Below are 17,047 nucleotides of genomic sequence, written 5' to 3'. Positions count from 1 at the left end.
TGCAGGCCAGCGCCACCGGGTGGTTCGGCGGAACCTACAAGGAGGTCACGCCGGTCCCTCGGCGGCCTCGTACGGCAGCAGCTCCGGACGCTTCGGAGGACGGCCGTCGCCGGACGACCGGCCCGTCAGCCGGCGGCCGATCCACGGCAGCAGGTGCTGCCGGGCGAACCGGACGTCCGCGGCCCGCCGCACGACCCAGCCCGGCGGCGGCGTCGCCGGCATCGGCGTGTGCCACTCGGCATCCTCGGGCTCGTACCCGAGCGTCTGCCACACGGCCTCCGCGACCCGGCGGTGCCCCTCGGCGGTCAGGTGCAGCCGGTCCACGTCCCACAGGCGCGGGTCGGCCAGCGAGGGCGCCCCGTACAGGTCCACGACCAGGGCGCCGTGCCGTGCGGCGAGGTCGTCGATGCAGGCGAACAGCGCCTCCATGCGCGGCCGGAAACGCTCCAGCACCGGTCCCTGGCGGCCGGGGCTGCGCATCAGCACGAGCTGCTTGCAGCTCGGGGCCAGCCGCTCGACGGCCTCGGTCAGCAGGTCCCGCACCCGGACCATGTCGCACTTGGGCCGCAGCGTGTCGTTGAGCCCGCCCACCAGCGTGACCACGTCGGCGCCCATGGCCGCCGCCGCGTCCACCTGCTCGTCGACGATCTGGCCGATCAGCTTGCCGCGCACCGCGAGGTTCGCGTACCGGAAACCGGGGGAGCGGGCCGCCATCCGCGCGGCGAGCAGGTCGGCCCAGCCGCGGTAGGAGCCGTCGGGCAGCAGGTCCGACATGCCCTCGGTGAAGGAGTCGCCGACGGCGACGAGACTGGTGTGGGCGGGGTTCATCTGCATGGCGACAGAAATGGTAGCCCGTGCACATACCCGTCGGTCGGTCGCCCTCGGCGCCCGTGCGCCTTCTCACGTGCGCTGCCCGAACAGCTCCCGCAGCACGTCCTCCATGGTCACCAGCCCCGCCAGCCGCCCGTCGCTGCCCAGCACGGCCGCCAGGTGCGTACGGCTGCCCCGCATCGCGGTGAGCACGTCGTCCAGCGGGGTGCTCTCCCGCACCCGGGGGATGGCCCGCATGTCCCGCAGCCGGAACGGCAGGTTCTGCGGGGAGGCGTCCAGGGCGTCCTTCACATGCAGATAGCCCACGATCCGCCGCCCGTCGTCCACCACGGGGAAACGGGAGAACCCGGACTCGGCGGACAGCCGCTCCAGCTGCTCCGGCGTGATGCCCACGCGCGCGTGGACGACGCGCTCCAGCGGCAGCACGACGTCGCGGACCGGCCGCCGGCCCAGTTCCAGGGCGTCGTGCAGCCGCTCCTGGGCCCGGTCGTCGATCAGGCCGGCCTGGCTGGCGTCCTTCACGATCTCCGCCAGCTCCCTGTCCGAGAACGTGGCCGACACCTCGCTCTTCGCCTCCACCCTGAGCAGCTTGAGCAGGGCGTTGGCGAAGGCGTTGATCGTGAAGATCACCGGACGCAGCGCCCGGGACAGCGCCACCAGGGGAGGCCCGAGCAGCAGCGCGCTGCGCACCGGCTCCGCCAGCGCGACGTTCTTCGGCACCATCTCGCCGAGCAGCATGTGCAGATACGTCGCCAGCGTCAGCGCGATCACGAAGGACACCGCGTGCCCCGCGCCGGCCGGCACGCCCATCGCGTGGAACACGGGCTCCAGCAGATGCGCGATCGCCGGTTCCGCGACCACACCGAGGACCAGGGTGCACAGCGTGATGCCGAGCTGGGCCGCCGCCATCAGCGCCGACACGTGCTCCAGCCCCCACAGCACGCTCTTCGCACGCCGGTCGCCGCCCTCGGCGTACGCCTCGACCTGGCTGCGGCGCACGGAGATCAGCGCGAACTCCGCGCCCACGAAGAAGGCGTTGACGACGAGCGTCGCCAGACCGATCAGCAGCTGTACGGCGATCATCGTCCGGCCTCCCCGTCGTCGGCGCCCCCCCGCTCGTCGTCGAGCGGCGCGTGCAGCAGCACCCGCGCCGCCCTGCGCCCGGTGGCGTCCACCACGTCCAGCCGCCAGCCGGCGACCCGCACGGTGTCGCCGACCGCGGGGATGCGGCCGAGCCCCGCCGCGACCAGGCCGGCCAGCGTCTCGTACGGTCCCTCCGGCACCCGGAGCCCGAGGCGCGCCAGCCGGTCCACCCGCGCCGAGCCGTCGGCCCAGTACAGGGCGTGTCCCTGTTCGTCCGTGCCGGCCGGTTCCAGCTCGGGCGTCTCGTGCGGATCGTGCTCGTCGCGCACCTCGCCGACGACCTCCTCGACGATGTCCTCCAGCGTGGCGACCCCCGCCGTTCCGCCGTACTCGTCGATCACGACGGCCATCGTGCGCCGGCCGGACAGCCGGTCCAGGAGCCGGTCGACGGTCAGCGACTCGGGGACCATCAGCGGCTCCCGCATGAGTTCGGCGACCGGCACCTGCGGCCGGCGCTCGGCGGGCACCGCCAGGACGTCCTTGACGTGCGCGGTGCCCACCACCGAGTCGAGGTTTCCCCGGTAGACCGGGAAGCGGGACAGCCCGGTCGCCCGTGTCGCGTTCGCCACGTCCTCACAGGTCGCCCGGGCGTCCAGGGCGATGACCTGGACGCGCGGGGTCATCACGTTCTCGGCGGTCAGGTCGGCGAGGTTCAGCGTCCGCACGAACAGTTCGGCGGTGTCGGGCTCCAGGGCGCCCTCCTTGGCGGAGTGCCGGGCGAGGGCCGCCAGCTCCTGCGGTCCGCGCGCGGAGGCCAGTTCCTCCGCGGGCTCCACCCCGAGGCGGCGCACGACGCGGTTGGCCATGTTGTTCAGGTGGGAGATGAAGGGCCGGAACGCGGCACTGAACCAGCGCTGCGGGCTGCCCACCCGCTTGGCCACCGCAAGGGGCGAGGAGATCGCCCAGTTCTTCGGCACCAGCTCGCCGACGATCATCAGGAACACGGTCGACAGCGCCGTGCCCAGCACCAGCGCCAGCGAGGAGGCCACCGAGCGCGAGACCCCCAGGTCCCGCAGCGGACCCGCGATCAGCCTGGCCACCGAGGGCTCGGCGAGCATGCCCACCACCAGGTTGGTCACCGTGATGCCGAGCTGCGCGCCCGAGAGCTGGAACGTCAGGTTCCGTACGGCCTTCAGGGCGCCCGGCGCGCCCCGCTCGCCGCGCTTCGCCGCCCGCTCCAGCTCGCCGCGCTCGACGGTGGTCAGCGAGAACTCCGCCGCGACGAACGCACCGCAGGCGAGCGAGAGCAGGACGGCCACCAGCAGCAGGAGCACTTCGGTCATCGGGTCACCTCGCCTCCCATGATCGGCCAGGCCGCGGAGGATCGCGCGACGTCGGGCGCCGGGCACGCACTCGTGCGCGGCGCACACCGCCCGTCAGCCGGTGAGGGGCTTCACCCAGCGTCGCCACTGCTCCTCCGGCGCGTACCCGGCGGCCCGCCAGGCATGCTGCGCCCGCTCGTTGCGCCGCAGCACCATCGCGTCCCCGCGGCGCCCGCCGAGCCGCACGAACCGCTCCTCCGCGGCGGCCAGCAGGGCCGAGGCGATCCCCTGCCGCCGGTGGTCCGGGTGCACCGCCAGCCGGTACAGATGGCACCGCCAGCCGTCGAAGCCCGCGATCACCGTGCCCACCAGGTCCCCGTCGCGCTCGGCCAGGACCAGCGCCTCCGGGTCGCGGGCGACCAGCCGCTCCACGCCCTCCCGGTCGTCGCTGATGCTCGTCCCCTCGGCGGCCACCTTCCAGAAGGCCAGCACGGCGTCCAGGTCCTCGGGCCCGGCGGCCCGTATCCGCAGATCAGTCATGCCGTGATCCCACCACGCGCGGTGGGCGGCCACGGGGAATTCCGGGATGTGGACGTCAGTGGCCGCGCAGCGCCCGCATCACCGGAGCGAACGCCTCCATGTACGGCTCCAGCACGGTCAGGTACGAGAACCCGTACCGCTCGCGCCGCGCCCGCACCTGCGCGGTGATCTCCTCCGGCGTCCCGGCCAGCACGATGGGCAGCTCCAGCACCTGCTCCGGGGTCAGATCCGGCACGTGCTCCAGGAAGGGGCGTACGGCGGCCTCGCGGTCCTCGCCGACGAGCACCGCCTGGATGAGCAGATTGAGCTCGGCCGGTTCCTTCCGGTCCCGCGCCAGCCCCTGGTACCGCGCCACGCGCTCGTCGAGCTCCTCGGGGCCGACCGGCACGAGCCGGCCCGTGGTGCTCCCCGGGACCGACCTCGCCCCCGTGAACGCCGCGATGTCGGCATGCCGGGCGGTCAGCTCCAGCATCCGGTCGCCGCCCGCGCCGATCAGCAGCGGCACACCGGGCCGCTGCACGGGGCGGGGCCGGTGCTCCTCCGAGCCGAGCAGCCGCTCCAGTTCCTCGACGGTGCGGCGCAGATGGTCCACCCGTTCGCCCGGCGAGCCGAACGGCAGTCCCGCCGCCTCGTGCTCCGCCTGCACGTAGCCGGTGCCGAGCCCCAGCTCCAGGCGTCCGCCGGTCAGGGCGTCCGTGGTCGCCACCTCCCGGGCCAGCAGGGCCGGGTTCCAGAAGCCCGCGTTCAGCACGAACGTGCCCAGCCGGGGCCGCTCGGTGGCCCGGGCCGCCGCGACCAGGGCCGGAAAGGGCGCCACCATGCCGAGATGGTCCGGCACCAGGATCACGTCGTAGCCCAGCTCCTCGGCCCGCCGGCACTTGGCACTCCACTCCTCGGCCGGCGCGGCGGCCATCAGGTTGACGCCGAAGCGGAACGGACGCGACATGAACACTCCTTGACTGCCGGTGACTTGGGGCACGGCGAGTCAATCACTCGTGCGCGATGGCCGCCAGTACGTTCATCCGCGACGCACGCAGCGCCGGCAGCAGCGCCGCCACGACGCCGACCACCGCCGAGCCGATGACGACCGCGACGACCGTGCCCCAGGGGACGGCGAACGCCGTCATGCCCTGCAGCGCCAGCACCTGCTGTATGCACACGCCCCACACCAGCCCCAGGGCCAGCCCGAGGACGGCGCCGAACACCGCGATCACCACCGACTCCAGCCGGATCATCCGGCGCAGCTGGCGCCGCGAGAGCCCGATCGCCCGCAGCAGCCCGATCTCGCGGGTGCGCTCCACGACGGACAGGGCCAGGGTGTTGACCACGCCGAGCACCGCGATCACGATCGCCAGCCCCAGCAGCGCGTAGACGAGGTACAGCAGCACGGAGATCTGGTCGTGCACCAGCTTCTTGTAGTCGGCGATGTCACGCACCTGCACCTGCGGATAGGGGTCGAGCGTCCGTTCCAGGTTCGCGCGCAGCTCGTCGTCCCCTGTGCCCGGCGCGGCGTTCACGTAGAGCGCCGATTCCTGGCCGCCCGGTGCGTACCGCTGAAGCGTCTCCAGCCCGAGGAACAGCCCTCCCCGCGCCCCGAACCCCTCGGCGGACTCCATGTCGGTGAGCGCGCCCACCGTCAGTTCGGCCGTGCGCCCGCCCTGGAACTCGACGGGGAGGGTGCTGCCGAGGCGTACGCCGTGCTCCCGCGCGAAGTCCGCGTCCATCGCCAGGTGCCCGGCCGCCAGCGCGCCGGCGGTGTCGCCCCGCGCGTAGCTGATGCTGGCGACCTCGTCGAGCCGCGGGTCGTAGGCCGCCGCGGTCGTCTCCACCCGGTCGCCGTCGGGCAGCCGCACCGCGAGCGGCGCGAACCGCGAGCGCACGACGAGCCCGGCGCCCGGCGTCTCGCGCACCCGGTCGGTGATCTCGCGGGGGAACGGCATGAAACCGCCGTTCTGCACGATGAAGTCGGCGCCCAGCGTCCTGTCGATCTGCCGGTCGAAGGACTCGGTCATGGAGGCGCTGGCCACGGACATCCCGCCGACCAGGGCGAGCCCCACCATGAGGGCGGCGGCCGTGGCGCCGGTACGCCGGGGATTGCGCAGGGCGTTGCGCTGGCTCATCCGCCCGACCGGACCGAACAGCGCCGGGAAGGCCGCGCCGAGCACCCGGATCACGGGCCGCACGAGCAGCGGACCGGCGATCACGGTGGCGACGAGGGTCAGCACGACGCCCAGCCCGAGCAGCGACGCCGCCGAGGCGGTCTCCGTGGCCGCCGCGCACCCGGCCAGCGCGGCCGCACCCGCCGCCCCGACCACGCCGCCCACCACGGCACGCAGGCGCAGCGGGCGGCCCACCCCGGCGACCTCGGCGTCCGTGAGCGCGGCCATCGGCGAGACGGCCGCCGCCCGGCGGGCCGGGAGATACGCGGCGACGAACGTCACGCCGATGCCGACGACGTAGGCGGCGACCGGTGTGGCCCAGCCGATGACCATCTCGGCGGAGCTGATGTTCATGCCGATCGCGTTCATCAGCCCGATCAGTCCGGCGGCCAGCCCGATGCCCGCGGCCAGCCCCAGCGTGGAGCCGACCACGCCGAGCAGCAGCGCCTCGGTGAGCACCGAGCGGCGCACCTGCCGCCGGTCCGCGCCCAGCGCGCGCAGCAGTCCGAGTTCCCGGGTGCGCTGCGCGATCAGCATCGAGAAGGTGTTGACGATCAGGAACACGCCCACCAGAACGGCGATGCCGGCGAAGCCGAGCATCACGTACTTGATGACGTCGAGGAATCCGCCCAGTTGCTCGACGTCCGACTCGGCCTGCTCGGCCGCGGTGCGGTACTCGTAGGCGTCCGGGCCGAGGGCGTCGGCGACGCGCCGCTTGAGCAGGTCGTCGCTCACCCCGGCGGCGGCCTCCACGGAGATGCCCGTGGCGGCCTTCGCGTCGCCCAGCAGCTTCGTCTGCGCGGTCGGGGTGTCGAGGAAGAGCAGCGCGGCGCCGGGATTGGTGGTGGTGAACGTGACGATGCCGACGACCTCGACACGGAACGAGCCCGGCGGGGCGACGACGGTGAGTGAGTCGCCGATGCGTACGCCCGTGCGGTCGGCGGTCTCCGAGTCGAGCAGTGCCTGCCCGGGGCCGTCCGGGGCGTGCCCGGAGGTGAGCTCCACGGGGCTGCGTTCGGTGGGGTGCCAGTTGGTGCCGATCGTGGGGGCGCCCGTGGTCGGGCTCACCGGCTCGTTCTCGTCGTCGACCACGGTGAGGTTCTCGACCTCCGCGTCCACGTGCGCGGCGGCCACTCCCTCGACACCGGACAGCCGGCCGGCGAGCGCGGCGGGCAGCGTCGCCGTCGTGCCCGACGGAACGGCCTCGTCGAGGCCCTCCTGGGGGCGGACGGTGACGTCGGCGGCAGTGGAGGCGAACAGCCGGTCGAAGGTGCGTCCGAGGGTGTCGGAGAAGATCAGGCTGCCCGCGACGAAGGCCACGGACAGGACGACGGCCAACGCGGACAGCAGCAGCCGTCCCTTGTGCGCGAGGAAGCTCCTGAGCGTCGCCTTCAGCACGGGTCAGTCCTCGGCGCCGTCGCCGGAGAACCGGGAGCCGGCACCCGTGAACAGGCGCATGCGCTCCAGTACGGCCTCCGCCGTGGGCCGCGCCATCTCGTCGACGATCCGCCCGTCGGCGAGGAACAGCACCAGGTCGGAGTGGGCGGCGGCACCGGGGTCGTGGGTGACCATGACGACGGTCTGGCCGAGGTCGTCGACGGCCTCGCGCAGGAAGCCCAGCACCTCCAGACCGGCGCGCGAGTCGAGGTTGCCGGTCGGCTCGTCCGCGAAGATCAGCTCGGGCCGGGAGACCAGCGCCCGCGCGCAGGCCACCCGCTGCTGCTGGCCGCCGGAGAGCTGCGCCGGCCGGTGCTTCAACCGGTCCCGCAGCCCCAGCGTGTCGATCACCTGGTCCAGCCACGCCCGGTCGGGGTCCCGGCCCGCGATGTTCATCGGCAGCGTGATGTTCTCCAGCGCGTTCAGCGTCGGAATGAGGTTGAACGACTGGAACATGAACCCGATCCGGTCCCGGCGCAGCCGGGTCAGCTCCCGCTCCCTCAGCCCCGTGATCTCGGTGTTCCCGAGCCACACCTGTCCGGCCGAGACGGTGTCGAGCCCCGCCAGGCAGTGCATCAGCGTGGACTTCCCCGACCCGGACGGGCCCATGACCGCCGTGAACCGGCCGCGCACGATGTCCACGTCCACCGAGTCCAGGGCGAGCACCGTCGTCTCGCCGGAACCGTACGCCTTGGTCAGGCCGCGGGCGCGGGCCGCGATCCCGTCGGCCGGCGCCAGGCCCGGGGCGTGCTCCGCAGCAGGTGTGGACAAGACGGCCTCCTCGGTGGTCCGGGCACACGGGTTCCGGCGTCCCTCGTCCCGGCCGAGGGTAATGTGATCCGGCCCACAGCGGGTATCCCCCTGCGGTCTCGGGCGGGTCTCCGCCCCAGGTCGGGTCCCGGAGGCCCGTGTAAGGGGCAACTTCGTCCCGGGAGGGCGTTCCTTGCCGTGCTAGCGGTCCGGCGCTAGCTTCGAGGTATGGCGAAGACCCAGCTGAACGTGCGGGTGGACGAGGGCACCGCCCGAGCGGCACGCGAACGCGCCCTGGCCCGCGGAATCAGCGTCAACCGCTACATCGAGGAACTGGTCCGGCGGGACACCGGGGAGGCCGGCCGCACGTTCGTGGAGGCCGCCGCCGACTTCATGCGGGAGTACGAGAAGGTGTTCGCCGAAGAGGCCGGCGGGGACCGCCGCTGAGCCGTTGAACGACCTCAGGATCGACCTCGCCTGGCTGCTGATGCTCGCCGAACAGCGGACCCCGGGAGACCCCCAGGTCACCGACTGGGGAGCCCTCGTCGCCGCCGTCGCACGCCACCGGGCCGAGATACTCGACGTCCCCGTCTACGACAGCCCGCACGCCCGCGCCGCCGCGCTGCTCCAGCTCCTGATCCACGTCCCCGCGCTGGAGCGCTCCAACGCCCTGTTCGCCTCGGCGGTCGCGTACGCCTACCTCGTCGCCAGCGGCGTCAAGGTCACCACCACACCCGAGCAGGTGCGCGATCTCGCCCTTCTCGTCAAGAGCGGCGAGGCGTCGGTCGACGACATCGCGCGGGAGCTGCGCCAGTGGACCCTGTGACTACCCGTCGGTCCCCGGCGGCCGCCAGGCCGTGCCGAGCACGCAGTACGAGGTGGGCAGCGTGGGACCCGTCTCCGGCATCCGCACCCGCCGGTAGGGGCCCAGCTCGAACCCGGCCGCCCGCAGCGCGGCCACCGGGTCCCGGGAGACGTGGCAGCCGCCGGTCACCCGCGGCCACACCGTACGGTCCAGCGTGCGCTGGGTGAGGGTCATCAGGCGGCCGCCGCCCCGCCCGTGCTCGAAGAACCGCACCTCGCCGCCGGGCCGCAGCACCCGCCGCAGCTCACCGAGCGACCGCTGGACGTCGCGCACGCTGCACAGCACGAGCGACACCACGGCCCCGTCGAACGCCTCGCTCTTGACCGGCAGCGCCTCGGCCGCACCCGGCACCACGTCGACCGGCACCTCCGCACGCAGGGCCGCCTCCACGGCCAACTTCCGCAGCACGCGCTCCGGTTCGATGGCGACCACCTCCGACACGGTGCCGGGGTAGTGCGCGAAGTTCAGGCCGTTGCCCGCGCCGATCTCGATCACCCGTCCGGACAGCCCGGCGAGCAGCCGTCCGCGCACCCGCCCCATGCCCATCCTGGTCTCGGCGGCCACGCTGACCCTGGCGTAGTAGCGGGCGAACACCGGGTGGTGCACGGCGTCCGGCGGCACCCCGCGGGAGCGGGTGGATCGCAACGGCATGGGACCTCCCTCACGAGGCGGCGCCTTACCGCGATTCTCCCCCGTCCACCCGCCGTCCACCCCCGGCCGACACCTCCGGTTCACATCACCCCGCCCACGGCCCACACCGGGCCCGCCGACGGGTGAGGGGCGGCTCGTGCGGCGGGCCCGACTGGTGAGCCGGGCGGGCGAGCCGCCCACCTGTGAGGTGGGCGGGGCGGCGGGCGCCCGACCCGCTCCGCCTCCTGCCGGGGACGGCGTTCCGGCTCCGCCGCAGGTGACCTCACGCCGTGTGCGGTGGCCGCTTGTGCGGCGGCCTCGCGCGGGAGTTCCTGCGGGGCAGGGGCGTCCGCTTCGGTCCGCCCTCTGCCCAGGGCGGCGTGCCGGCTCCGCCGCACGTGACGTCACGTCACGTGCGACGGCCTCGCCAGGGAGGTGGGGCGGGGCGCCGCCCGGTCGCCCAGCCGGCTCAGGGCGCTTCCCGTCTCCGGAAGGACTCCGCGTCCCAGGTCCCGTCCAGTGCGGGGGCCAGCCAGCGCGGTGCCGTCGAGCGGAACGCGGGCGGGGTGAGGGTGCCCGCGCCCGCGGGCAGGGCGCCGAGGAGCGGAGCCCCGGCCACCTCCGGCAGGTCCGCGAGGTTGCACCGCGAGGCGAGGTCCGGCTCCCGCGGCCAGCTGCCGATCACCACGCCCGGCAGCTCGAGTCCGCGAGCGCGCAGTTCACGTGCCGTCAGCTCCGTGCTGTTCAGCGTGCCCAGCCCCGCCGGGACCACCACCAGCACCGGCGCGCCGAGCAGCCCGGCGGCGTCCGCCAGCGTCCCGCCCGCCGCGTCGAACCGGACGAGCAGTCCGCCCGCCCCCTCCACCAGCACCAGGTCGTGCTCCGTGGCCAGCTTGGCGGCGGCCTCGGCCACCTCCTCCGGGTGCACCGGCGCCCGGCCGGCCCGGCGGGCGGCCGTGCCCGGCGCCAACGGTTCCGGGTAGCGGGCGACCTCGGCCGCCGTCACCGCACCCGCGAGGCGGGCGACCTCCTGGGCGTCGCCGGGCTCCTCGGGTCCCACTCCCGTCTGCGCGGCCTTCAGCACCGCCACCGAGCGGCCGGCCGCCACCGCCGTCGCCGCGACGGCGGCGGTCACGACCGTCTTGCCGACCTCGGTGCCCGTGCCCGTGATCACCAGTACCGGCATCTCAACCCTCCCGTGCCGCCGCGCACACCGCACGGCCGATCCGCGCCACGTCCGCGTCACCCGTGACGTAGGGCGGCATGGTGTAGATCAGGTCGCGGAACGGCCGCAGCCACACGCCCTCGCGCACGGCCGCCCGCGTCGCCGCCTCCATGTCGACCGGGTGGTCGAGCTGCACCACGCCGATCGCACCGAGCACCCGGACGTCCCTCACCCCCGGCAGCCCGGCGGCCGGCGCCAGACCGGCGCGCAGGCCCGCCTCGATGCGCTTGACCTCCGCCAGCCAGTCCTGCTCCAGCAGGAGCCCGATCGAGGCGCACGCCACGGCCGCGGCCAGCGGGTTGCCCATGAACGTCGGCCCGTGGGCGAGGACCGGAACCTCGCCCCGCGAGATGCCGTCGGCGACCCGCGAGGTGCACAGCGTCGCCGCCATCGTCAGATAGCCGCCGGTCAGCGCCTTGCCCACGCACATCACATCCGGCGCCACCGCCGCGTGATCCGCCGCGAACAGCGCGCCCGTACGCCCGAAGCCGGTCGCGATCTCGTCGAACACCAGCAGCACGTCGTGGGCGTCGCACGCCTCGCGCAGCACCCGCAGGTACGCGGGGGAGTGGAAGCGCATCCCGCCCGCTCCCTGCACCACCGGCTCGACGATCACCGCGGCCAGTTCGTCGGCGTGCCGCTCGACCATCGTCCGCAGATGGTCCGCGTACGCCTCCTCGTACCGCGCCGGCGGCGCGTCCGCGAAGATCTGGCGCGGCAGCACGCCCGTCCACAGCTCGTGCATCCCGCCCTCGGGGTCGCACACCGACATCGGCTGCCAGGTGTCGCCGTGGTAGCCCCCGCGCCAGGTCAGCAGCCGCCGTTTCGCCGGCCGGCCCAGCGAACGCCAGTACTGCAGGCACATCTTGACCGCGACCTCGACCGACACCGAGCCCGAGTCGGCGAGGAAGACGTGCTCCAGGCCCTCGGGCGAGATGTCGACGAGCAGCTTCGCCAGCCGTACGGCGGGCTCATGGGTGAGCCCGCCGAACATCACATGGCTCATCCGCTCCAGCTGCTCGTGCGCGGCCGCGTTCAGCACCGGGTGGTTGTAGCCGTGGATCGCCGACCACCAGGACGACATCCCGTCGACGAGGTCCCCGGAGCCGTCGGCCGGCCGCAGCCGCACCCCGCTCGCCGACTCCACGACGAGCGGGTCCTGCCGGCCGGGCATCGGGCCGTACGGGTGCCAGACGTGCCTCCGGTCGAGCCGGAGCAGCTCGTCCACCGTCAGATCGGGCTCAGGCATTGGGCGCGAGGTCCGTTCCGGCACCACGGCGGCGTACGGCGACCAGGTCGGTGCGGGGCTCGTTGACGGGCGCCTCGGTCACCGGGGCCGAACCGCAGGCCCCGCCGCCCTCGTGCGAGCCGCAGCCGCCGCCGGCCGTCGCCCGGTGCTCCGGCAGGGTGACCTGGTCGGTGCCCTCCACCTCGAACCCGGCGTCGGCGATCATCTCCAGGTCGGCCCTGCCCGCCTGGCCCTCGCTGGTGAGGTAGTCGCCGAGGAAGATGGAGTTGGCCAGGTGCAGGGCGAGCGGCTGCATCGTGCGCAGGTGGACCTCGCGCCCGCCGGCGATGCGCACTTCCACGTCGGGGCAGACGAACCGCGTCATCGCCAGGATGCGCAGGCAGCGCTGCGGGGTGAGGTTCCACTCCTTGGCCAGCGGGGTGCCCTCGAAGGGGATCAGGAAGTTCACCGGGACCGAGTCCGGGTCCAGTTCACGCAGCGAGAAGACCACGTCGACCAGGTCCTCGTCGGTCTCGCCCATGCCCGCGATCAGCCCGGAGCAGGCGGACAGGCCGGCGGCGTGCGCCTTCTGCACCGTGTCCACCCGGTCGGCGTACGTGTGCGTGGTCGTGATGTCCCCGTACGTCGACTCCGAGGTGTTGAGGTTGTGGTTGTAGGCGTCGGCGCCCGCCTCGCGCAGCCGTTCCGCCTGGCCGTCGGAGAGCAGGCCCAGGCAGGCGCACACCTCGACGGACTCGTTCTGCTCCTTGATGGCCTTGATCGTCTCGGACACCCGGTCCACGTCCCGGTCCGTCGGACCCCGCCCGCTGGCCACCAGGCACACCCGCTTCGCGCCCCCGGACACGCCGGCGGCGGCCGCCGCGGACGCCTCGTCGGGCTTGAGCCAGGTGTACTTCAGGATCTCGGCCTTGGAACCGAGCCGCTGCGAGCAGTAGGAGCAGTCCTCGGGGCACAGGCCCGACTTGAGGTTGACCAGATAGTTGAGTTTCACCCGTCGGCCGAACCAGTGGCGGCGCACCTTGCCGGCCGCGGCCACCACGTCGAGCAGTTCGTCGTCGGAAGTGGCGAGGACGGCCAGAGCTTCCTCGCGGGTCGGCGGCTCGCGCCGAAGCCCCTTGTCCACCAGCGTGTTCAGCAGGTCCATGGGAGCCGATCCTGTCCTATGGAGGCACCCGGGGCCAAGGAGACTTCACACAACACTGCCGGATCACCGTGTGGGTATTGCCACACCTCGGGTGGACGGCCCTGCCGCTAGTGTCTGTTCACTGCCTACAAAATCCCGGAGGAGCGACCCATGGCGTTCGGCTGGATCGACGAGCAGGCGGAGCAGCGCCGCCGGGCCGGGCTCGTACGCACCCTGCGCCCCCGTGCGGCCGACTCCCCGCTGCTGGACCTGGCGAGCAACGACTACCTCGGCCTGGCCCGGCATCCCGAGGTCGTCGAGGGAGCGGTCCGGGCCGCGCGGACCTGGGGCGGCGGCGCGACCGGCTCCCGGCTGGTCACCGGTACCACGGCACTGCACGCCGAGCTCGAACGCGAACTCGCCGCCTTCTGCGGCTTCGAGGCCGCGCTCGTCCTCTCCTCCGGCTATGCGGCCAACCTCGCCGCGGTCACGGCGCTCGCTCCGCACGGCACGCTCGTCGTGTCCGACGCGGGCAACCACGCCTCGCTGATCGACGGCTGCCGACTGGCCCGCGGCACGGTCCAGGTGGCGGCGCACGCCGACCCGGAGGCGGTGGACAAGGCCCTCCGTACGCACGACGGGCCTGCCGTCGCCGTCTCCGACACGGTCTTCTCGGTCGACGGCGACGCCGCGCCGCTCGCGGCCCTCGCCGGTGTGTGCCGGGAGCGCGGTGCCGGACTGGTCGTCGACGACGCCCACGGCCTCGGCGTCCTCGGCGACGGCGGCCGCGGCGCCCCGCACGCGGCGGGACTCGCGGGCGCCGACGACGTGGTCGTGACGGTCACGCTGTCCAAGTCGCTCGGCAGCCAGGGCGGAGCCGTGCTCGGCCCCGCCCGGGTGATCGACCACCTGGTCAACACGGCCCGGACGCTCATCTTCGACACGGGCCTCGCCCCCGCGGCGGCGGGCGCGGCCCTGGCGGCGCTGGGACTGCTGCGCCGTGAGCCGGAGCGGGCGGCGCGGGCCCGTGCGGTGGCCCGCGAACTGCACGCGCGGCTGACCGCCGCGGGCCTGGAAGCGGTGCGTCCCGACGCCGCGGTGGTCTCGGTGCGCGCGCCCTCCCCGGAGGGGGCCGTGCGCTGGGCGGCCGACTGCCGTGCGGCCGGCCTGGCCGTGGGCTGCTTCCGTCCTCCTTCCGTGCCCGACGGCATCTCACGGCTCAGGCTGACCGCTCGCGCGGACCTGACTGCGCAACAGATCGAACGCGCTGTACGGGTGATCGGCGAAACGCGGCCATGAGTCGGCGTGGCACGGCCGTGTTCCGCCCGGTGCGCGCGGGGATCAGAAGCGGTGGACCCCGGCGGTGAACGACGCCCAGCTCTCGGGGGAGAAGAGCAGCGCGGGCCCGGCCGGATCCTTGGAGTCGCGTACGGCGAGCAGTCCGGCCCAGGGGCCGGCCGGCGGCCGGGCCGTCTCCACGCAGTTGTTCGCTCCGGTGCTGTGACTGCTGCGCAGCCATCGCACGCCGTGCAGGTCCTTGCTCGAACAGATGGTCTTCCGGGGGAATGCGGACATGGTGCCTCCTTACGCGCCGGCCGCTGTCGCGGCGATGAAGTCCAACGAGTCCTCGGGCGAAAGGGCATGGTTCACAAGAGCGTTGAAGGCCTCGGTGTAAGCCTCTAGGTCTTCTTTCCGTTCGAGATGCAGGCTACTCGTCAAGTGGTCGAGAACAACCACGTCCAGATCAGAAGTGCTCGAAAATGAGAAGATTACGAAAGGGCCGGTGACGCCGATGTGCGCCCCGGCGGCGAACGGCAGCACCTGGAGCCGCACATGCGGCAGACGCGCCGCCTCCATCAACCGCTGGAGCTGACGGGCCATCACGCCGGGACCGCCGACCTCGCGGCGCAGCACCGCCTCGTCCAGGACGGCGTTCAGCCGCAGCGGCGGTTCGCCGCGCAGCACGTCCTGCCGGGCCAGCCGCACCTCGACGAGCGTGTCCAGCCGCTCCTCCGGCAGTCCGTCCACCGCCGCGCGTGTCACCGCACGGGCGTACTCGGGCGTCTGCAGCAGCCCCGGGACCACGGTCGTCTCCAGGGTGCGCATGGCGCTGGCCTGGGACTCCAGACTGATGAAATCCCGGTAGGTCGGCGGCAGCACCCCGCGATAGGCGTGCCACCAGTGGTGCCGGCCGCCTCCGCCGTCGGATCCCGCCAGCATCAGCAGCAGCTCCCGCAGCTGCGGGTCGTCCACGTGGTAGGCGTCCAGGAGCAATCGCACGTCGGCGGGCTTCGTCCCGCTCGTGCCGGTCTCGATCCGGCTCACCTTCGACTGGTGCCAGCCCACCAGCCGCGCCGCCTCGCCACTGGTGATCCCCGCCGAGGTGCGCAGTGCGCGCAGTTCGGCGCCCAGCTTCCGGCGGCGCACCACGGGACCGTGCTGCATGGGCCACTCCTCTACTCCCCATGAGCCGCCCAAATACGTGCTGCCGTCGCAGAGTTCACCGCATCGAGCGACAGATATATGCAGATCTTGGCGGATCGCCACCCTTCACCGGTGTGGTGATGGCACTCTGGCGACGAAGCACCAGTCCGGGACCGTACTCGAACCATCCGCTCCGTGTCGGACTGCGGTCCCGTCGGAAAGGGACGACGTCGCCATGGCAGACCATCTGGAAGCATCCGTCACTCTGCCGAGCGATCCGGCCTCGGTCGCCGCGGCCCGTACCTATGTGGTCGGCACGCTGGCGGAGTGGGGCCTGCCGGCGGACACGGACGTGTCCGACACCGTCCGCCTCATCGTCTCCGAACTGGCCACCAACGCGGTGCAGCACACGTTCGGACAGTCCCCCACCTTCACGGTCGATCTGGTGCTCGACCGTGACGAGCGGCTGAGCGTCGGCGTGACCGACAGCCATCCGCGCTTCCCCAAACGCCTGCCCGCGGCGGTCCAGCAGGACAACGGCCGGGGCATGGTGATCATCCGGTGGCTGACGGCGGAGTGCGGCGGCAAGCTGAGGGTCCGGCCCACGCGCGAGGGCGGCAAGACCGTCTCCATCGAGCTGCCCTGGACGGCGACGGACCGGCCGGTGACCTCCGAACCGGTCCCGGCCGCGGGCCGGCCGGAGCCGCAGGGGTGAAGCGGTACGGACGCGACGCCCGGGAAGGTGGCGGCGCGTCAGTTCACCGCCACCTCCCCGGGCGGGTCACTTGACCCGGCCGTACAAGACGTTCGAGGTCCAGATCTTCTGCAGCCGTACCACGTCCCCGGTCTTCGGGGCGTGCCAGATCTTGCCCTTCCCGGCGTAGATGCCGACGTGGTAGATGCTTCGGCCCGAGTGGAAGAACACGAGGTCTCCGGCCTTGCGGTTCTTGGCGGAGATGTGACGGGTCTTGTTGTACTGCTGAGCGGCGGTGCGGGGCAGCTTCTTGCCGGCCTTCTTGAACGAGTACAGCGTCAGCCCGGAGCAGTCGAACCTGCGTGGCCCCGTGGCGCCCCACTGGTACGGCGAGCCCTTCTTCGAGGCCGCGATCCGGAGGGCCTTCGTCGCATGGCTCGCGGCCGCGGCCTCGGAGGACGCGCCGGGGACGACGATGGAGCCGCCGACGGCGGCGATGGTCAGGGCCGAGGCCGTACCGGCGCGGGCCACGAGGGACGGGACACGATTGAGCGCAGTCATGCGCAACCCTTCGTCAGCCGCCTGTGAAGGATGACCTGTCGGATTCGGGCTGGCGAAGTGGCCCGGCCGCACGAGTGCGGCTTCACCCCAAGGGCTGCTCGGCCCGGCCGTGACGCGACCGTGCCGGCGACCCGTCGTGCTTGGGTCCTCCACT

At 73.2% G+C, this 17,047-nt stretch carries 18 protein-coding genes; 4 read left to right on the top strand and 14 right to left on the bottom strand.

What is annotated here, in order from left to right; translation table 11 throughout:
* Positions 1-45 precede the first annotated feature (45 nt).
* From H0H10_RS20085 to H0H10_RS20055, 7 genes are all read right to left on the bottom strand, one after another.
* Positions 46-834: an SGNH/GDSL hydrolase family protein gene (locus H0H10_RS20085; RefSeq protein WP_188182391.1), complete on the bottom strand. Its 789-nt coding sequence runs from the start codon at positions 832-834 to the stop codon at positions 46-48.
* 66 nt (positions 835-900) lie between these two features.
* Positions 901-1,914 (bottom strand): hemolysin family protein, encoded by a 1,014-nt coding sequence (locus tag H0H10_RS20080; RefSeq protein ID WP_188182390.1) that lies wholly within the window; start codon positions 1,912-1,914, stop codon positions 901-903.
* Entirely contained in the window at positions 1,911-3,257 is a 1,347-nt protein-coding gene (locus H0H10_RS20075) for a hemolysin family protein (RefSeq protein WP_188182389.1), read from the bottom strand. Before H0H10_RS20075 ends, H0H10_RS20080 begins: the two co-directional genes overlap by 4 nt.
* 93 nt (positions 3,258-3,350) lie before the next feature.
* A complete protein-coding gene (locus H0H10_RS20070) occupies positions 3,351-3,776 on the bottom strand; it encodes a GNAT family N-acetyltransferase (RefSeq protein ID WP_188182388.1) in 426 nt (141 codons plus the stop codon).
* Between the two features lie 55 nt (positions 3,777-3,831).
* Positions 3,832-4,722, bottom strand: a complete 891-nt coding sequence (locus tag H0H10_RS20065) for an LLM class F420-dependent oxidoreductase (RefSeq protein WP_188182387.1) — start codon at positions 4,720-4,722, stop codon at positions 3,832-3,834.
* A 43-nt stretch (positions 4,723-4,765) separates the two neighbouring features.
* A complete protein-coding gene (locus H0H10_RS20060) occupies positions 4,766-7,333 on the bottom strand; it encodes an ABC transporter permease (RefSeq protein WP_188182386.1) in 2,568 nt (855 codons plus the stop codon).
* A 3-nt stretch (positions 7,334-7,336) separates the two neighbouring features.
* Positions 7,337-8,143 (bottom strand): ABC transporter ATP-binding protein, encoded by an 807-nt coding sequence (locus H0H10_RS20055; protein ID WP_188182385.1) that lies wholly within the window; start codon positions 8,141-8,143, stop codon positions 7,337-7,339.
* 207 nt (positions 8,144-8,350) lie between these two features.
* Between H0H10_RS20055 and H0H10_RS20050 the strand changes: the two genes are divergently transcribed.
* A complete protein-coding gene (locus H0H10_RS20050) occupies positions 8,351-8,569 on the top strand; it encodes a toxin-antitoxin system HicB family antitoxin (protein WP_188182384.1) in 219 nt (72 codons plus the stop codon).
* A 4-nt stretch (positions 8,570-8,573) separates the two neighbouring features.
* The gene (locus H0H10_RS20045; RefSeq protein WP_188182383.1) at positions 8,574-8,948 is read left to right on the top strand and encodes a fic family toxin-antitoxin system, toxin component; all 375 of its coding nucleotides are present in this window, start codon (positions 8,574-8,576) and stop codon (positions 8,946-8,948) included.
* Here H0H10_RS20045 and H0H10_RS20040 read toward each other — a convergent pair whose 3' ends face one another.
* From H0H10_RS20040 to bioB, 4 genes are all read right to left on the bottom strand, one after another.
* Positions 8,949-9,638 (bottom strand): class I SAM-dependent methyltransferase, encoded by a 690-nt coding sequence (locus tag H0H10_RS20040; RefSeq protein WP_188182382.1) that lies wholly within the window; start codon positions 9,636-9,638, stop codon positions 8,949-8,951.
* Between the two features lie 448 nt (positions 9,639-10,086).
* Complete coding sequence (gene bioD, locus H0H10_RS20035; RefSeq protein WP_188182381.1) at positions 10,087-10,803, bottom strand: dethiobiotin synthase; 717 nt, start codon at positions 10,801-10,803, stop codon at positions 10,087-10,089.
* A 1-nt stretch (position 10,804) separates the two neighbouring features.
* Positions 10,805-12,091 carry an adenosylmethionine--8-amino-7-oxononanoate transaminase gene (locus H0H10_RS20030; RefSeq protein WP_188182380.1) on the bottom strand — a complete coding sequence of 429 codons (1,287 nt, stop codon included), beginning with the start codon at positions 12,089-12,091 and terminating at the stop codon, positions 10,805-10,807.
* Positions 12,084-13,235, bottom strand: a complete 1,152-nt coding sequence (gene bioB, locus H0H10_RS20025; RefSeq protein ID WP_188182379.1) for a biotin synthase BioB — start codon at positions 13,233-13,235, stop codon at positions 12,084-12,086. Before bioB ends, H0H10_RS20030 begins: the two co-directional genes overlap by 8 nt.
* A 150-nt stretch (positions 13,236-13,385) precedes the next feature.
* Between bioB and H0H10_RS20020 the strand changes: the two genes are divergently transcribed.
* Complete coding sequence (locus tag H0H10_RS20020; protein WP_188182378.1) at positions 13,386-14,513, top strand: 8-amino-7-oxononanoate synthase; 1,128 nt, start codon at positions 13,386-13,388, stop codon at positions 14,511-14,513.
* Between the two features lie 42 nt (positions 14,514-14,555).
* Here the strand turns inward: H0H10_RS20020 and H0H10_RS20015 are convergent, their stop codons facing one another.
* Together H0H10_RS20015 and H0H10_RS20010 are read right to left on the bottom strand one after the other, a co-directional pair.
* Positions 14,556-14,789 (bottom strand): DUF397 domain-containing protein, encoded by a 234-nt coding sequence (locus H0H10_RS20015; protein WP_188182377.1) that lies wholly within the window; start codon positions 14,787-14,789, stop codon positions 14,556-14,558.
* 9 nt (positions 14,790-14,798) lie between these two features.
* Entirely contained in the window at positions 14,799-15,659 is an 861-nt protein-coding gene (locus tag H0H10_RS20010; protein WP_188182376.1) for a helix-turn-helix domain-containing protein, read from the bottom strand.
* 214 nt (positions 15,660-15,873) lie between these two features.
* Between H0H10_RS20010 and H0H10_RS20005 the strand changes: the two genes are divergently transcribed.
* Positions 15,874-16,353 carry an ATP-binding protein gene (locus H0H10_RS20005; RefSeq protein WP_188182375.1) on the top strand — a complete coding sequence of 160 codons (480 nt, stop codon included), beginning with the start codon at positions 15,874-15,876 and terminating at the stop codon, positions 16,351-16,353.
* Positions 16,354-16,419: 66 nt separating this feature from the next.
* Here the strand turns inward: H0H10_RS20005 and H0H10_RS20000 are convergent, their stop codons facing one another.
* Positions 16,420-16,893: a C40 family peptidase gene (locus H0H10_RS20000; protein ID WP_188182374.1), complete on the bottom strand. Its 474-nt coding sequence runs from the start codon at positions 16,891-16,893 to the stop codon at positions 16,420-16,422.
* Positions 16,894-17,047: the final 154 nt, after the last annotated feature.

The organism is Streptomyces griseicoloratus, from assembly GCF_014534645.1.
Classification (GTDB): Bacteria; Actinomycetota; Actinomycetes; order Streptomycetales; family Streptomycetaceae; genus Streptomyces; species Streptomyces griseicoloratus.
Note: the sequence above shows the minus strand (reverse complement) of the source record. Positions and strands in the feature narration are given on the sequence as shown.

Coding starts and splice junctions, on each gene's coding strand:
- H0H10_RS20065 (WP_188182387.1), bottom strand. CDS start 4,722: ATGTCGCGTCCGTTCCGCTTCGGCGTCAACCTGATGGCCGCCGCGCCG.
- H0H10_RS20080 (WP_188182390.1), bottom strand. CDS start 1,914: ATGATCGCCGTACAGCTGCTGATCGGTCTGGCGACGCTCGTCGTCAAC.
- H0H10_RS20005 (WP_188182375.1), top strand. CDS start 15,874: ATGGCAGACCATCTGGAAGCATCCGTCACTCTGCCGAGCGATCCGGCC.
- H0H10_RS20085 (WP_188182391.1), bottom strand. CDS start 834: ATGCAGATGAACCCCGCCCACACCAGTCTCGTCGCCGTCGGCGACTCC.
- H0H10_RS20000 (WP_188182374.1), bottom strand. CDS start 16,893: ATGACTGCGCTCAATCGTGTCCCGTCCCTCGTGGCCCGCGCCGGTACG.
- H0H10_RS20075 (WP_188182389.1), bottom strand. CDS start 3,257: ATGACCGAAGTGCTCCTGCTGCTGGTGGCCGTCCTGCTCTCGCTCGCC.
- H0H10_RS20015 (WP_188182377.1), bottom strand. CDS start 14,789: ATGTCCGCATTCCCCCGGAAGACCATCTGTTCGAGCAAGGACCTGCAC.
- H0H10_RS20050 (WP_188182384.1), top strand. CDS start 8,351: ATGGCGAAGACCCAGCTGAACGTGCGGGTGGACGAGGGCACCGCCCGA.
- H0H10_RS20070 (WP_188182388.1), bottom strand. CDS start 3,776: ATGACTGATCTGCGGATACGGGCCGCCGGGCCCGAGGACCTGGACGCC.
- H0H10_RS20040 (WP_188182382.1), bottom strand. CDS start 9,638: ATGCCGTTGCGATCCACCCGCTCCCGCGGGGTGCCGCCGGACGCCGTG.
- H0H10_RS20010 (WP_188182376.1), bottom strand. CDS start 15,659: ATGCAGCACGGTCCCGTGGTGCGCCGCCGGAAGCTGGGCGCCGAACTG.
- H0H10_RS20020 (WP_188182378.1), top strand. CDS start 13,386: ATGGCGTTCGGCTGGATCGACGAGCAGGCGGAGCAGCGCCGCCGGGCC.
- H0H10_RS20030 (WP_188182380.1), bottom strand. CDS start 12,091: ATGCCTGAGCCCGATCTGACGGTGGACGAGCTGCTCCGGCTCGACCGG.
- bioB (WP_188182379.1), bottom strand. CDS start 13,235: ATGGACCTGCTGAACACGCTGGTGGACAAGGGGCTTCGGCGCGAGCCG.
- bioD (WP_188182381.1), bottom strand. CDS start 10,803: ATGCCGGTACTGGTGATCACGGGCACGGGCACCGAGGTCGGCAAGACG.